Here is a 16,608-nt window from a genome sequence, read left to right as displayed (position 1 = left end):
ACCCGCCAATTCACTTGTATCGTGCGCACTGCAAAATTGGAAGTCCAATTGGATTTCTATTGCGCATTTGGTTCCAAATGTTGCGAACGGTGCGCAAAGCGATATGGTGCGCGCTGGAATCAGACATCACCGGTTCGTGATCGCCGGTTCGATGCTCGAATTTGGGAGGGATGGGGCTCGGTGGCGGCAAACGGGAACCTGGTCGCGAGCCTGGATGCTCACGCCGGAATTCCGGGGCGCTGGACCCTGGTCTGTCCGCGCCTCGTCCAGCGCTTGGGTGAATCAGTTCTGATTGCTGCCACGTTGACTGTCGCCGCGGCGCCGGCGCAGGCTCAATCGAACAGCGGCTATGACCCGCGCAGCTGGAGCTACGATCAAGCCAGAAATGCGCTGGTCTCGCCATCCGCTCCCGACCAGGTTCCGGGGAGAAACACGGTCGGCAATCCCAGGGAGATCGTGGATTTCGATGAGGCTCAACGGAAAGGATCGATCGTGATCAACACCACGAAGCGGCGCCTCTACCACTTATTGGGAGACGGCAAGGCGCTGCGATATGCGGCGTCGGGAGGGAGGGCTCGAGTGGTCCGGTCGCGACACGATTTCGAGCAAGAAGGACTGGCCGGATTGGCGCCCGCCAGCCAGATCGGCGCCCAGATTGTCCGGCATTGAACTGTGATCCCTTTCAACATCAAGCAGCTCGAAACCTTTGTCCTGGTGGCGACTTTCGGAAGCTTTCGAAAGGCGGCGGAACGTCTGAACACAACACAGCCGGCGGTGTCGACCCGAATTGCCGGTCTGGAAGAAGCGCTCGGCGCGAAGTTATTTGAGAGGCAGAGCAGCACCGTAAGGCTGACCGCAGAGGGACAACGGCTGCTGCCGCCAGCGCAGCGGGTGCTGCGCGTGGCCGAACGGCTGCAGTTGACGGCAAACTCTCTATCGGAGACCGCGGGAGTGCTCAGGCTCGGGGTTGCCGAGACCATCGTGCACACCTGGCTTCCCGATTTCCTCAAGGAATTGCAGGTAAACTATCCGCTCGTCGATACCGATATCGTCGTCGACACAACGACGACCCTTCGCAACGAGCTCATGTCCCACAGACTCGATCTTGCGGTGCTGATGGGCCCCATTCAGGAATACAGCATCGAGAATATGGAGCTGCCATCCTTCCCGCTCGTATGGGTCTGCTCGCCCGCCTTGAAACTACCCAACCGGGGCAAGCTGACGGTGAGCGACCTGATGCAATTCCCAATCATCAGCTATGCGCGCACGACGAGACCTTACAGTGAGCTTTACCGCAAGCTGACCGGCGAGTTTGAAGCGACGCCGCGTATCTTTCCCGCCAATTCGCTGGCCGCTTCCATCAAGATGACGCTGAACGGGATCGGTATCGCCTCCCTCCCCAGGGAAGTCGTCCAAGACCACACGGCCAGCGGCGCCCTGCGCATCGTCGACTGCGAATGGCATCCCTCCGACCTGCGGTTCACCGCTTCGTACTCCTCCGAGCCATCGAATCCGATAGCGGAGCGGGCGGCAAAGTTGGCCGGTTGCATCGCACATGCATATGCCGCCAGAATCGGCAAGGCGCAGCCTGCCGACTAGCTCGCAGTTGAGCCCGTGGCGCCTCAGCCGACCGACGCTGCTGGCAGATAGATGCGATCGCCTGAAAAGATCACATCCGGGCTCATAATATGATCCATGTTGAGCACGACGGTCGCCGCCACGTCCGCAGAATGGCTCCTGGCGATCAGGCGAATGCTGTCGCCGCTCTTCACCTCGACCCACTGATAGCCGCCCTTCTCCAGCGCTGGATTCGTGCGGCCCTTGGCGTTGCTGCTGCCATCGGGATGAACCTCGACATAGTCGCCGGAAACCCAGCCGCTATGCATTTTACCGTCCGGTCCGAAACCTTCGACAGGTATCCAGGCTTCTCCCGACGGATCGGTCGAAGGTTTCGCGGTCTGTTCGACGAACGTGCCGGGCTGCAGGACCGTGGCCACGTTCGAATTCCCGTCGGGCTCCGTCCGCAGATTCAGACCGTCATCCGCCGACACCACGAGCTGCGGGAAGTCTTCGGGCGGGGTTTGCGGCTTCCCTGGAACATCGGAGGGATCATCGGGCTGCTGGGACGACGCATCGCCATTCTGCTTTTTCGGATCGGGTGGAGAGGTCGGCGCGCCCTCCCAAGGCTCCGCCAGCAAGGAATCCAGCGAGAAGAGAAGCATTCCAATGCCGAATGTGATGCCCAAAGTCCACCGGTCCCATGAACCCCAACGTTTGTCGGACTTTTCCGCCGCCGCGATATCGGCATCGGTTCGCGGCACAGAACGGCGATTCATTCGGTCCGTCCTTATGGCCGACGCCCAGAATTCGGCGCAGCCGAACGTGAACAGGGTGCCCGCGACCGTGGCGATCGGCGCCGGCCAGGAGTGCAGCGTATAGACGGCACAGCCAAGCACATAGCCGGGTCCAGCCAGATGTTCGGCCACATTTCGGATCACCGGTCTGCCGGTGAACGACTGCAGCATCGACTTCGTGCCATAGACGACGTTGCCGAGCGAAAACGTGCTGTTGACGACAAGGTCCTTACCCTGGATCATCCCGGTCGCGGCACCTGGCGCCGCTGCAATGAATGTGGCCCCGCCGAGCGCGTTGAGGAATCGCCCGAACGGCTTGTGATTTGCGGTTGCGTTGGGGAAGATCGCCTGCGAGCCGAAAACGAAGCCTCGCACGCCAAATGCCACGGCTGCGGCAGTCGCGCTCCAGGTTGGCGGCAACGAACTCCACAACATGTAGGAGGTGGTCGACATGCCGCCAAAGGTGGCGAGCGCCTGAGCGTTTTCGCGCATCCTCGCATGGCTGAGGGCCAGGTCGACACTGGCAGCCTGATCCGGCGTCATCGCCTTCTTGTGGGTGGCACGGAAGGTCGTCAGTTGCAGCACGGAGAGGGCGTTCGTCTGATCCGTCGACATCCAGGCAAACTGCGTTGGCGTGAACTTGCGCAATTGGCCGGGGCCGAGCTCGCCAAGCTGCTTCGGCGTGAGGGCCGCTATCTGCTGCTTCGTCAGCGCCTCGATCTGATGAATCGTCAGGGCGCCAAGCTGCTCACGCGTAAGCGCCGAAATATGGTCCGGCGACAGCTGTGCCGTCGTCACGGGATTGCGTGCCGCGACAAGGTCGGGATTCAACGCCGCGAACTGCGTGGCATCAAGATGGCCGAGTTGGACAGGTCTCATGGCGGCGAACTGCTCCGACGTGAAGGCATTGCGCTGCTCGTCGCTGAGCCCGGCTATCTGGTCGGGCGTCAGCTTGCGCACTTGCTCGATGGTCAAGGCAGAAAGTTGCTCAGGTGAGAGGGCAGCGACCTGATCCGGCCGCAAGGCGCTGATGCGGCCAGGGGCAATAGCCTGCAATCTGCTTGGCCTGATCGCCTGCAGCTGTTCGGCGCTCACCGCCTGCAACTGCTTCGGCCGCAGCGCCGCAACCTGATCGAACGTCAGCTGCTGCTCGGGGCTCAGTGCGGCCACCTGTTCGGGCGTCAGCCTGGCGATGTGCTCCGGCTTGATTGCATGCAGTTGCGCGTCGGTCAGCCCGGAAATCTGATCGGCCGAAAGCGACCTGACCTCGGGCCCGGTCGGCGCGCGCACAGGTTCGGCAAATCCCGGCTCCACGGCGGAACTTACCGGAAGCTCGAGGCCGACGAACTTTCCGCTGGCGGGGTCGAAGACCGCCCTGCCGCGGTCAGGTGCTAGGGGCCATGCGGCACCTGCGGACGATGCTTCGGCGGAAGCGTTCAACACCTGCGGCGTTTCGCTGGCCAGAGGCGCCGCCTCATTGACCACGGCCTCGGTCACCGGCGTCTCCGACGGCGCGCTGATATCCCAGAATTCGTCGGCCGGCCGCAGGATTATCTGCGGGCGTTCGGGCGTCGACACGCCCGGAGCAACGGCATCCTCGTTGCGGGTGAACCCGCCGACGAAGTTGCCGTCAGGATCCATCATCCTCCATCCGTAGACCTCGTTCCACGGTATGCTGCCGTCGATCGCCGTCTCGTCGACGCCGGCCATCCTGTCGCCGACAGGCCGGCCCATCGCCTCGAACTCGGTCGGGACGTGGAGGCGTGGTCTGCTTGGATTCAGCGTGTAAAGATAGGTGTAGCCTTGCTGGCGCGCCGCCCGCGACTCTTCCGCGACGAAGGTCTTGGCCCCGGAGACCGACTGGCTCGTACCAACGAATCGGCCATGGGTGTTGCCCATCACATAGTTGCTCAGCGCGATGCCTTGCGGATTGTCCACCCAGATTCCTGTCGGCGGCGGTGGCGAGAAGCCGCCCGCGTCCCTGATCTCGCTCGGCGAGCGCGTATCGGCGCGGAAAACATAGGGACCGACATTGCCGCGCGACGGGCGGCCGGCATTGCTTGCTTCCTCGGCCGCATTGGCAGGTTGATCGCCCTCTTCCGGCAGGGTTCCCGGCACATGGTCGTCGGAGGCGCCGCGTATCCAAGGCAGCACGACGGCTTCACCCGTGTCGGGGTCATAGACCAGTATGTGCGTCTTGTCCTGGACCTCCGGAGCATCGGCCGCGGCGCGGGGTCCGTCGGAAGGCGGCACATAAACCTGCTCCGGGCTCCTCGGCTCGGTGCCCAGCATTGCCGCGACGATCACCTCGCCATTCCTGTCCTGGAGACGGATGGTTCGGCCCACGCCGACCTGGTTCGACGCCGGTTGAGATTGCGGTGTTGCCGTGGCGGGCTTGCTGTGTCCAAAGATGTTGCCGATAATTCGCGCGTCATCGAGCGCCTGCTGCAACTCCGCGGAAGGCGGCGCATCGAGGAACACCCAGCGCGGCTGATAGGCCGGGTTCTCGTTGCGCAGCGCAACGTCCTTGTTGATCTGCTCCTGCAGTTTTGGCGTCAGCGGTACTTCACGCATCTGGGCGACACCGTTTATGGTCGTCCAGCGATGGTAGGTCTTGACCTCGATGGCCTCGATCACGTCCGGGCTCTTGAAGACAGGCGAATCCACGTAGCGCCCGCCCTCGCCGAAGACGGGATGCGGGCCGTCCGGATTGGCCGCGACCGGGAAATGCGCCTCTCCAAGCGATCCGTTGAGTTCGCGTGTGTAAGTCTCGCCGGCCTTCCATTTTTCAGGCTGCCGCATGTTGCGGACCTGCTGCAGCGAATGGGTCGTTGGCGGCGCTGCTTCGATTGCCTTCCTGGCCGGCATTGCCTGCGGCGGCACGGTTTCTCCCTCCGGCCGTCCCTGGCTGCCCGGGACGTGGTCCTGCGAGCCGCCGCGCACCCATGGCAGGACGTACGCTTCGCCCGTCTCCGGGTCCCGGTACAGAATATGCGACTTGTCCATCAGCTCCGGTTCGTCGCCGCGCGCCTTTGGTCCGTCGGCCGGCGGCACATAAACCCGCTCCGGACTGGCCGGCCCGGTGCCCAGCACTGTGGCGGCGATCACATTGCCGCTCTCGTCCTGAAGCTGCAGGGTTCTTGGCGGGCGTTTACCGGCCGACGCAGCGTTGGCGGCGCCAGCGGCCGCGTCTTGCCCAGGCGCAGGGTTGCCTGCCGGCGGTGCTGGCCGTCGAAACAAAAGAGGCCGGTCTGAAGGCGAAGGAGCAACTCCTTGCCTTTGATACCAGCGCGCAAGCGGCTGTTGCTGGTCGGATGGCGCCAGATAGACAAATTCCGGCGGCGGCATCTCAATTGGTTTTGCCTGTGTCTCGAGGAAGTCTCGGACGGCGCTCATCGCGCCAGGCGGAATGAAAGCTTCATCCTCAAGCGACAGCAACGTGGATTGGCGGAACGCCTCAATATCGGCCTTCTGACTGGGTGTCGCCGTCGTTTCGAGTTCATCCAGCCATTTTGCGAACGACGCCCGGCCGCCTCTCGGAAATGCGATACCTCCTCCCATGTCAGCTCGCTGGTCGAGCTCATGCAGCCAGCGCGGAACCGCTATTTCCACAGGCAGTGTGTCGCCAAAGGTAAATCCACGTCTAACGAAATCGGCTTTCGCGACGATCGGGGCGACCTCAGGCAAATTCGTTCGATAAAAGAACCTGATCTCGCCTGTGAAGGCCAATGGCAATTGCAGGAACGGGACCGAGGGCACGCGGAATTTGAGGGCTGGGCTCCGTACCGCAAGCGTGACGTCTAGTGTCGAGGCGACAGCCTCGCGCTTGCCAAAAAGGTTGACGTAGATCGGACCGTCCGAGCGAACGTAATGATTGTAGGGCGCAGGCAATTTGCGCAGGATGATGCGATCGGGACTTGGCAGGAATTTGTGGAATGCCTCGTTGACGATGACCTCGAGCCGGCTTGCGCCGGGATTCCAGACGCGTCGACTTTTTCCCGTGAGATCGACAATTGTCTCTCCCAGTGCCAATCCGGGAACAGCAGATTGCCGCATCCCGCTTTCTGAGCCAGGAATGAACAACATCGATTTCTGAGCATCGATTTCTCCCGACGCCACCAGTTCCCGGATGGTGCTCATGTCAGGATTGTCGGCAAGAGCCTGCGCCGTGTTTTTGTCTTTCACCACGAATTGGGCCCTCAACCGGAGGCGGTCAAGTACTCCCCTGTTTGCGTCGACGAAATCTGAATTGACGATGGTTCCCTTGGGCAATGTTGCGTTCATCGCCACTTCGTATCGCTTCTCGACGCTCAGCAAACTCGTCAGATAATACTTGTCTTCGAGATAAACCTTCCGATACGGAACATCGCCATCGAACTCAGAGAATTCGGTCTTGCCGTCCGCCATTTGACGGAAAAAGTCGCTTTCACCGTTCCTCAAAGTTGCCGACTTTGAGCGAAGGGCGAGGCTGAATGTGAGCTCCAGGGCCCAACCCTTATTCCCTGCCTGACCCTCGACACGGGCAGAACGCGGCATAACCGTGAAGACAGAATCCGGGGCGTCGCCGAACAGCCCCTGACGGGCCGCGTTGAGAAGATCCTCCCCTTTGAATTGAAAGGCGGTCTGGCGCTGAACTTTGAGACCGAGTTGTGCGAGCGTGATATTGCGATGCTCGTTCGGGCGAATGGAGATCCCTAGTTCCTTGCCGAGTGTGTAGCGTACCGGTTCGAGCGACCCGTATTTGACGCTGTCGGCAAATGACTGCCAAAGGGCACGATAGCCGCTGCGTGTTCCGAACCCCACCATGTATGACCGCCAGGTCGGCGATCCTAGCTGAAGTGCCTCGGGCACACCCGGGATCGAATGGACAGCCAGGTTTAGCGGATCGGAATTGAAGCGGACGCGACCGAGCGCCGATATCCTGAAGTCTGGCCAGTTCTTCTGTTTGGCCGGCTCGACCCCTGCCGGTGGGTTGGCGCCAGCGGCTGCGCTTTCGTCCACCTCTCTCCGCAGCGTTTGTGGAATGCCATCCGGACCATAGCGCTCGGCCAGCTCACGGCTGGAATAGTAGCCTTGCTCCCGCTCGTAACGGGCCACGAGCTGCTCGGTGGTCAAGCCGTCGAGATAGGCCGAGGGCGTCGTCGGATCCTTGCCGGTGGTGTAGACATACCCGCTCGTGTCGCGTTCAGGTGTGCCGGTGAACCTGCGTGTCTCCGGGTCCCATACAAGATGCAGGGCGCCGTCCGTCACGATCGGCTTGTTCGGCACGATGATAGGATCGCCGCCAGCGGGGATGGATGAGCTTCGCACGGCCGAGCCGTCCGGATCGCGGCCCGGCAGCATGGTCGGGTCATCGGCGCCTGGCTCATGCAACACGATCGGCTGCGACAGCTGGCCGTCGCCTGATAGATCATTCCTGTCGCCTGCGGGTGGCGGCGGGTTCTGGCCCTCTGATTCGCCGGCCGGCAGCGCGCGCTGGCCGGTTGGATTTCCGGCGTCCGCCGCGTTACCGAAACCATATCCCTGCTGGTCGCTGGTTTCGCCGATCACCTCGCCCTGGATAACGATCTCATTCGGGTCCGGCATGACGTGTTCGCCGGTGGGCCTGTAGACACCGTCCGGGCCCATCGCGTAGACGGCCCGCGGTCGCGGTCCCGAATCCGCTCCGCCAGGCGGTGGGGAGCCTGGCGGCGGAGACCCCGGCGGTGGAGTCCCGTCGCCGCCCCGAGGGCCGGCCGCTCCAGGCATATTGTACAGCAGCGAGCGGCCGCCCAGGCCGGTGCCGACCGCACCCGTACCGATGCCCATGATGGCGTTCGCAAGTTCGGCAAAGGACATTTCGCCGCCATGCTCGGCCAGATCCTCCGCCGATCTGGCAAGCACCGGAACACCCGTGACAACGCCGCCGACATCAAGGCCCCAGGCTGTGGTGGTCAGCTTGCTGCCGCTTTGCAGATAGTTCGCTGCCTGTTCGGCATATGAGGATTGCGTTACGTTTACGCGGAATTTGCCAATGCCCCAGCTGGCGTCGCTCATCCGCGCCATCCCGAAACCGCCAGCGAAAGCCTCGGACGTGGACAAGCCGGCCCTTGCCAGGCCGAACGTGCGCAGGGCACCGGCGCCTACCGGCAGGAACGCAGTCACGCCGGTCGCGATATTCCAGGCCGACTGGCTATCGAAGTCGCCGCCCTGAAGCAGGTGCTCACCTTCCTTGTACAGAGTCTTGCCGCCAAGAGCGGCACCGGAGGTGATCGCGATGGGAATGGCCCATTGACCGCCTGGAACGAACGAGACGATGGTGGCGGCGCCGGCCACGATGCCAAGACCGATGTCGGTGGCCTTGTCCCAGAAATCCACCTTGCGCGCGTCGGCGACCTCCAGTTCGTCGAGTGAGAATCCGTCGGCGCCGAGTCTCATGTCGCCGCCCCTGGCCAGGATCAGCTTGCCCTTCTCGCTGAAGATGCGGTTCTCGTGCTGGAATTCGTCGAAACTGCCGTAGTATTTGCCGGAGCTGTCGACATAGCCGACGTCTTTTCCATCGCTCCTGATCGCGAATAATGCTGTCGACGATTCCATCCCGCCATCAAGCGAGAACATCGGAACGAACTTGACCTCTGCGTCTTCGCCGGCGCGGTCAGTGATTTCACCGGTAACCTTTGCGACCCCCTCGCTCGATGCATCGAGACCGAGCGCGCGGGCAACCGCGCCGCTGAGTTCGCCAGGCTTGTATTGCTTGTATTCGCCGGTGAACCCGTTCTCGTACAACCGGTTGAGCTGAACCTGGTAGCCGGCGAGCGCCTGATCCCTGTGCTCCTCAAAATACGTGTTCTTGAGCCGCGCCTCATGCTCCTCGTTGCCATATGTCAGAAGCTTGGGGCTGCTTGCATAGAAGCTGTACCAGTCGCGCGCCGCCACCATCGCAGGGCGGATATCCTCCGCCCAGGTCTCCAATTGAGACTTCTCGGTTTCAGCCAAACCCCTGTCGATTTCCGCGGCCGCCACTTCGGGGTGCACCCAAAGCCACTGGCCACCTATCTCGATCCGGACCGACTTGCCGCTGGCACCGATTGCGCCCGCTCCTTCCTTCTCGTAGGCAGCGGCAACGTCCGGTGCGACCCAAAGATCGCGACCGTTTACAGTGATCTTGACCGGCGTCTCGCCTGGTTGGAGCGTGCCGGTGGGCGCTTCTACCGTTCCCCCGCCATGCTCGGCGATGGCATTGTCGCGAGCCGTCGTCGCGTCGACGAGCCTAGTTTTTGCATCTTGCAGCTGTGCGTCAAACCGCTCGACCTGCACGCCGATGATGTTGGATTTGGCGGCCGCCAGCGCCGAATGCGAACCTGTTCCGGAGGGCGTGCAGACCGGCGCCGACGTCGGGCTTTGCGTCGACGCCATTAACTCCTGCCACTGCTTGTTGAGCGGATCGTTGCGGAAATCGTCCCTGATATTCTTGTCGTCGAGATCGTATGTCAGAGCATATTTCAGGACTGGCGTGTCATTGCCGTTCTCATCGCTGAAAACATCATTCTCGTAGGTGTTTACGAGATAGAGCTGTCCATTTTCCTCGATCACTTCCTGCGACTTCAGGTTGCCGGTGTTCTCGCCTGCACCGTTCGTGTAGCCGTCCCAATCAAAATGGTGCGGATTTCTCTGCATCGCTTGCGCGATCAAGGCTTGCTTGATCGGCTCGACCCGCACGGCAAGGTCGGCCGCATCTTTTTGCGCAACTCCAAATTGCTCATACGCCTCAGCCAGGGTCACCTGGCTGGCTGCCGCCTCCTGCATCGCTCTCAGGTTCTCGAGCCTGCCATTGATTTCGGTATGCTCGGGGCTTCCGGGCTTGGCCTCGGCAAGCTCCAGCTCTGTTGCACCGACCATCTGGTCGATCGTGGCCTTGTTGCCTCGCGCAGTGTGCAGCGCCGCGTTGATAAAGAGCTGTGCGGCTTCGGCGTGCTCAGCTTTGCCCTGAAGGTTGATTTCCTCACTGGTAGGCCCGCCGGGAGCCCCTACGGACGGCTTGCTCGGATCGCTGAGCACCGGCAGCGTCGCCTGCTTGTCGATGGCGTCAAGGAGGCTCCTCTCGCCCTCCTCGTACTCAGCCCGGGCAGTGCTGGCACTTTGAAGCATGTTGTTGGCGGTGGTCAGCCGCGCTTGCGCATCTGCAAGCGTGCCTTTCGGCTCGGGGGCCTGCCATTGCAGCCCATACGGCGCCAAGACCCTGTCAAGTGTCGTCCCGGCACTCGTCATGGCTCCGCTATATTCGGGATCCAGGGCATAGACGTCGAGTTGGGCTGCGCTCTGCCCAGGCTTTGCCTGTGCTTCGCCGAGGCGCGCTATCACAGCGTTCTCGGCGGCGATCGCCCGCGCAACTTCCGGATCGAACCATTGCCAGCTCCCGTCGACCATCAGCGGCACCCATTTGCCGCCTGACGGAGCCGTGGCCGACGGCGGCTCGCCGAACGGGCCGACCGATGTGGCGCTGCCGTCGAGATTCGGCGTCGCAGGCTTGCCGCCGCCATATTGCTCGATTGCGTCCCTTACTGCTTGCTGCGCGTCTGCGGCTTGCTGGGCAAGCTCGGGACTTGCCCCGCCGAGCACGCCTTCCAGAATCGTCTTGAGAACCGTGTCGGCCTTGGCCTGTTCGGGATCTCTGCTCTGCGGATTGATCGATAGCAGCAGTTCGGCCAACGCCTGCTGCGCCGTGCCAACCTCGATCTTCAGGTCGCTGCCGGTGCTGTTGTTGTGCAGCGTCATGCTGCCGTCGGGCCCGGTGGTCAGCGTGTAGCCGTTGAAGGTGACTTCCACGGTCGTGCGCGTACCGTTTTCGATGGTGATCTTTTCACCGACGTGGATGACGTTCGGGTCGCGAGCGGAGCTGAAAAGCTCAGGATTCGTCCGTCTGAGATCATCCAGCGATACGCCATATTGCCGCGCGATCAGGGTCAGGCTGTCGCCCGGCTTGACCTCGTATACGACAGGTTCGCCGCCGTTGATCTCCTCGGTGGTCGTCGTCGTCACCCGGCCGTCCTTGTCGGTGACGATCTTGGTTTCAGTTCCGGTCCGCGGATCGACGATCGTGGTGGTGGTCTCGCCAGTCTCGGTGTTGCGGACGCTGTGGCGGGTCCTGCCGTTGCCATCGACGGACTGCGACGTTTCCTGGCCGTCGGCGGTGGTCACGACGGTGCGTTGGTCATGCTGATAGTCGTGCGAGTAGACAGTCTTGTCGCCGGTGTGCGGATCGACGATCTCGACAGACTGTACGTCGCCGTTGTCGCTGGTCGGTTGCTGCGTGGTCACCTTATAGCCAGCGGCCTGCAATTCGGCGATTACCTGCTCGCTGGTGAGGCCATTTTCCCGTGCGATCTGCTCGATGCTTTTTCCGTCGGCGAGACCGTTCTTGATGTTCTGGGTGCTGGCGCCACCAGGATCCTGGGAGGGCCTCAGAATAGTCTTGCGACCGTCCGGACCGGTGACGGTGGTTACGGGAAGCGCCGGGCCGACGCCCGGCGTTACCGTTTCCACCGAGGCACCATTGGGCAGCGACGTCCGCTCGGTGACGGTGCCGGTGCCGAGATCGTCTTCATACCGCGTCGTGATGGCGCCGGTATCGGGATTGTAGCTGCTGGTTTCCTTGCGCCCGAGCCCGTCGCGGACCGGCGTGGTGGTTGCCGCGCCGTTGGGTTGTGCCTGGACGCTCGTATAGTAGCTGTCGTGCTGATAGTCGTAATATTGGGTGACGGTGCGGCCGCCGGCATCCGTGATCTTCGTCGTCTGCACGTCGCCGTTGCCGCTCGTCGGGTCGGTGGTCGACACGGTCATTCCGCCGGATCTGAGCGCGGCGATGACCTGTTCGCGCGTCATGCCGCGGGCGGACGCAATCTGGTCGATGCTCTTGCCGCCGATGACGTCGTTGACAATGTTGCGGGCGGTAGTCGCGTCCCTGGGATTCTCTTCGGCCGCGCCCCCATCAAGTTTCACTGGCGTCACCGCGGGTGCGGCAAGATCGGGTTGCACATAGAGAGCCGGCGCCACCGTCGCGCCATTGCCTGAGGTGCCGGTGCTGGCATTGACGCCCGGCGTCGCCGGAGCCGCAACCGGTGGCGGTTGAAGGGAACTGAGTTGCGTGTTCACCTGCGCCAGTTCCTGGCGTGCCTGTGCCGCCCAATCACGCTCGCCCATTCTGTTGGCGAGCCTGATCTGCTCCCGCAACTGTGCCGCCTGTGCCTCCAGCCGCGCTATCTCAGCGGTGTTTGCCTTGGCGCTGACCTTTTGCGGCTGGACGGGCGGCTTGGTGAGCGTTATCGGGCGAACCATCTGGACGACCTCCGGAAATCACTGTTGCCGGCAGCCCGGCTGCCGTCACGCCCGCCCCGACAGCACCCGTTCCAATGCTATCTGGGGGGCTTCCAATAAATGCCGAAAGCAGCAAGCTGCACTTCCGACTGCTTTACTCGATCTGCGGCATTCACCTCGGACTGCGCAGCCGTCAGTGCCGCCAGAATTTCGACGGCGGCGAAGGCAGGCGCGAGGCTGCGGAAGAACGACTGCGAGTTTGACGTGACGATAATTGCTTCCCGCGCGATCCGGGCCAGCGGCGACACGCTGCTGTCGGTGATTGCCACCACGCCGACACCTTGGCGGACCGACTGGCGCGCCACTTCGATGGTCGTGCGCTCATAAGGCGACATGCCCACAGCCAGAAGCACGTCGCCACCTCCGGCATGCTGCAGGACATCCAGACCCGCGCCGCCCATCTCGCCGACGAGCGTAACCTTGCGGTCGCCATCGACCAGAAACGACATGATGTCAGCGCAATGGCTCGCCACCGGATAGGCCGAGCGCGACGCGAGGACGAACAGATTGGCGGACCGCGCAAGCAAGCCGGCGGCGGCGATCAATTGCATGGCACTGCCATATTCGCCGAGACTTGCAATCTGTGCCGCGAGCGTATCGGCAACGACCCCGACCGTCGAATATCCCGGATCGCCATCCTGCTTGCCCTGCCGCGCCGGCTCACCAACGATTGTCTCACGAAGCGCGCGCGCATAGAGGCTGCGCATGTCCTCGTAGCCATCTAGGCCAAGCCATCGCGCCAGCCGCATCATCGTGCTGTGCGAAACACCGGCCTGGTGCGCCTGCTCGCGCATCGACATCAGCGCGACATCCTTGGGATGGTCGAGCACGAAACGCGCGGCGACCCGCAACTGCGGCGGCATATTCTCGAACCGTTCGACTAACAGCTCGGCCAAAGGACCTTTTTCCATTTTTGAATACCCCATTCACCCGGCTTGGAGGTTACTCCTTGAACGCCGGCAACGCAACACTTGGAACTGCAGTGGCTCAAATATTCCAAATGGACTTTCATTTTCGGCCATACTGCCTTAAGCTGCCTTGGCAACGTGCCGGATCGCAGCTGTGTGAATCCCGGCGCTTGCAACTTGAATTTCTCGCAAGGAGACAATGATGGCTGCTACCCCTCCCATTACGTCCGGCTCTGCAGGGTCGCCGGAACAGAACCTGGACAAGATGATCAAGCACCAGGAGCGCATGTTTGGCCTGGAGATCACGAAAGAGATCGCGAAATCCCAGCATGACATGCTGATGAGCACCGCGAGGACGCTCGGCCAGTCGGCTGAGAAGGCTTAAGGCAAGGTTCCGCGACCCGATGCGCCGCCGCGAGCAACCGGCGGCGCACTTGTACGGCAGGATTTTTCAACACCGGCGTCAGGCTGCATTTGAAATCGTCATCGGCGGGAGATGAAGTGGCATGACCGATACTCCTATCGGCAGGTATCTGGATGCGGCACCGGCGCGCCGGTTGCGGTCGATCATCGCCCGCTCGCCGGCATCCGGACACTCCGTTGTGCTCAGCGTCACGCACGGATTCCACACCGGCGCCGAACTCAGCTTGGTCGAGCCGCAGTATACGATCGGCTCCAGCACGGAGTCGGACATTGTTCTCAGAGACGCCGGCATCGCGCCGGTCCACGCAAGGCTGCGGCGCAAGGGCGGCCAATTTGAGATCGAAGCCGTCGGCGGCGATGTCGCGCTCGCCACAGGCGAGACCATCCATGAAGGCCACGGCAGCCGCTGCAGGCTGCCGCTCACGATCGGCGTCGGCGATGCCCGTATACGGCTGGTCAACCCGGAACGCCCCGCAAGTCGGTGGTCCTTTTCCAATCGCCCGCTCCTGGTCGCGGGCAGCGTTCTGTGCGCCGTATTCGCCCTCTCGCTCGCCGCGAACGGCCTCTCTCTCGCCAAGCCGGACATTGGCGAGATGCAACCCGCTCAAGATGGTGAACCTGTCAGAATGGCCTTTGCCGGCGAGACCGGGAAGGAAGTGCTGGACGATTCATCACCGGCGCAGCTGCAAACCGCCGCCGAAGCGGAAAGCCGGCTCAAGCAACGTCTGGAGCAATCCGGCATAAGCACCTTGACCGTTCAGCGATCGCCGGGGCGTCTCGTGGTCTCGGGCATGATCCCGAATGACAAGAGCGGCGTCTGGACGGAAACGCAATCCTGGTTCGACCAGGCGTTCGGCGCGCACATTCCGGTGGTCTCCAACGTCATGATCGGCGATGCGCAGCAGGCCCCGCGCCTGACGCTGCAGGCGATCTGGTATGGCGACCGGCCCTACGTCATCGCAGCCGACGGCGCCCGCTACCACGAAGGTGCATTCACCAATGATGGCTGGACCATCAAGCACATCGGCGAGACGGAACTTCTCCTGACGAAGGGCGGCGCCACGGTCGCGCTGAAATATCCGTGAACCGTCGGCTTGAAGGGCCACGACTCGATTCGGCAAGGATGGACATGGCTGGCCGCGAGGTGCGCCAGGCGGAAGGCGTGCGCGGCCAGGCTATCAACCGGCGACGGATGAATGGCGTCGACAAGGCCGCGAGCCGCGCTCAGGGAACGAAATCCGCCGCTGGTGCTGAAAGGCCGCAAACCGCGGAGTTCCAACCCTCCGGCGAGGCGGCTGGCGAATCGCTTGATGAGATCCTCATCAACTTCGTCATGCCCCGTATACCCGAGCCAGCCATCTTGCGGCGCTCCGTGCCTATCCTCCAGCATTTTGTGACACACCTGGTCCCCGACCTGGAGGGCGGCGAGCAGCTCAAGTCGCTTGCGAGAACGCTGATGGAGGATGAAATCGAGCGTCATCGCGACCTGCTTGGTCGCATGCAGGAAGGAATCGAAATCTGACCGGCCCGGATGACACGGTGCATCTGCTGCATGTCCTGGGCTTTCTCTACGGGTCTCACGGGCAGGCAAAGCGGGGCGCGGCGTATCTGCTCATCGCCGCGCAGCTGTCGCCGGGAAATGCCGGCGTGCTGAGGACATTGGCGCATCTGCTCATCCTCGATGGCGAGGCGGAAAAGGCGCTGGCCACGATTGCCAGGCTGGAGACCTTGGAAGGAATGGACCATCCGGCGCTTGCCTTGCTGAAGAGCCGCGCCTTGCTCGTGGCGGGGCGCAAGACCGAGGCGCACAGCGCCCTGCTGAGCTTCCTGTCGCAACGAGGCGTTCAATGACCATGACCGTGTCGGAGCGGCTTCTGCAATTCCTTGCCAGACTGTCACGCCGCAGCGATCTGGTCATCGCCGTCCTGCTGCTCGTCGCGGTGGTGATGATGCTCATTCCCTTGCCGACATTCCTCGTCGACATTCTCATCACCGCCAACATCGCCATCAGCGTGCTCATCCTGCTGGCATCGTTTTACGTTTCCCATCCGCTGCAGTTCTCGTCGCTGCCGTCGGTCATCCTCATCGCCACCTTGTTCCGGCTGGCGATCACGATCACGACGACGCGACTGATCCTGCTGCAGGCCGATGCTGGCGAGATCATTACCGCCTTCGGCACCTTTGTCGTCGGCGGCAGCATTGCGGTCGGCCTGGTCATCTTCCTGATCATCACCATCGCGCAGTTCATCGTGGTCGCGCGCGGTGCCGAGCGCGTCGCCGAAGTGGCGGCGCGCTTCACGCTCGATGCGCTTCCAGGCAAGCAGATGAGTATCGATGCGGAACTGCGCAACGGCGATATCGATCAGACGGAGGCACGTCGTCTGCGCCAGCAGCTGGAGCGCGAGAGCCAGCTGTTCGGCGCGATGGACGGCGCCATGAAATTCGTCAAGGGCGATGTCATCGCCGGCATCGTGATCATCCTGGTCAACCTGATCGGCGGTTTCGCGGTCGGGACGCTGCAGCACGACATGTCCCTCGGTGACGCGGCCGCGACCTACTCGCTGCTGACC

The 16,608-nt window shown here is 62.6% G+C and carries 9 protein-coding genes; 7 read left to right on the top strand and 2 right to left on the bottom strand.

Going from position 1 to position 16,608, the window contains the following annotated elements; translation table 11 throughout:
• The first annotated feature begins 180 nt into the window (after positions 1-180).
• Both EN745_RS04130 and EN745_RS04125 read left to right on the top strand, forming a co-directional pair.
• Entirely contained in the window at positions 181-669 is a 489-nt protein-coding gene (locus tag EN745_RS04130) for a hypothetical protein (protein WP_127420595.1), read from the top strand.
• A gap of 3 nt (positions 670-672) precedes the next feature.
• Complete coding sequence (locus EN745_RS04125; RefSeq protein WP_127405061.1) at positions 673-1,599, top strand: LysR family transcriptional regulator; 927 nt, start codon at positions 673-675, stop codon at positions 1,597-1,599.
• Positions 1,600-1,622: 23 nt separating this feature from the next.
• Here the strand turns inward: EN745_RS04125 and EN745_RS04120 are convergent, their stop codons facing one another.
• Entirely contained in the window at positions 1,623-12,668 is an 11,046-nt protein-coding gene (locus EN745_RS04120) for a LysM peptidoglycan-binding domain-containing protein (protein WP_127420594.1), read from the bottom strand.
• A gap of 77 nt (positions 12,669-12,745) precedes the next feature.
• A complete protein-coding gene (locus EN745_RS04115) occupies positions 12,746-13,603 on the bottom strand; it encodes a MurR/RpiR family transcriptional regulator (protein WP_127420605.1) in 858 nt (285 codons plus the stop codon).
• Between the two features lie 214 nt (positions 13,604-13,817).
• On the opposite strand from EN745_RS04115, the gene EN745_RS04110 reads away from it, so the two are divergent.
• The 5 genes from EN745_RS04110 to EN745_RS04090 form a co-directional block, all read left to right on the top strand.
• Positions 13,818-14,000 carry a hypothetical protein gene (locus EN745_RS04110; RefSeq protein WP_126092905.1) on the top strand — a complete coding sequence of 61 codons (183 nt, stop codon included), beginning with the start codon at positions 13,818-13,820 and terminating at the stop codon, positions 13,998-14,000.
• 121 nt (positions 14,001-14,121) lie between these two features.
• Positions 14,122-15,123, top strand: coding sequence for an EscD/YscD/HrpQ family type III secretion system periplasmic domain-containing protein (locus tag EN745_RS04105; RefSeq protein ID WP_127420593.1), 1,002 nt, complete (start codon positions 14,122-14,124; stop codon positions 15,121-15,123).
• Positions 15,124-15,167: 44 nt separating this feature from the next.
• Positions 15,168-15,560: a hypothetical protein gene (locus EN745_RS04100; RefSeq protein ID WP_245482229.1), complete on the top strand. Its 393-nt coding sequence runs from the start codon at positions 15,168-15,170 to the stop codon at positions 15,558-15,560.
• Positions 15,561-15,577: 17 nt separating this feature from the next.
• The gene (locus EN745_RS04095; protein ID WP_245455579.1) at positions 15,578-15,889 is read left to right on the top strand and encodes a hypothetical protein; all 312 of its coding nucleotides are present in this window, start codon (positions 15,578-15,580) and stop codon (positions 15,887-15,889) included.
• 2 nt (positions 15,890-15,891) lie between these two features.
• Positions 15,892-16,608 (top strand): FHIPEP family type III secretion protein (locus tag EN745_RS04090; protein ID WP_145991978.1); only part of this gene is annotated, 717 nt, incomplete at its 3' end.

It is taken from the genome of Mesorhizobium sp. M4A.F.Ca.ET.022.05.2.1 (assembly GCF_003998845.1).
Taxonomy (GTDB): domain Bacteria; phylum Pseudomonadota; class Alphaproteobacteria; order Rhizobiales; family Rhizobiaceae; genus Mesorhizobium.
Note: the sequence above shows the minus strand (reverse complement) of the source record. Positions and strands in the feature narration are given on the sequence as shown.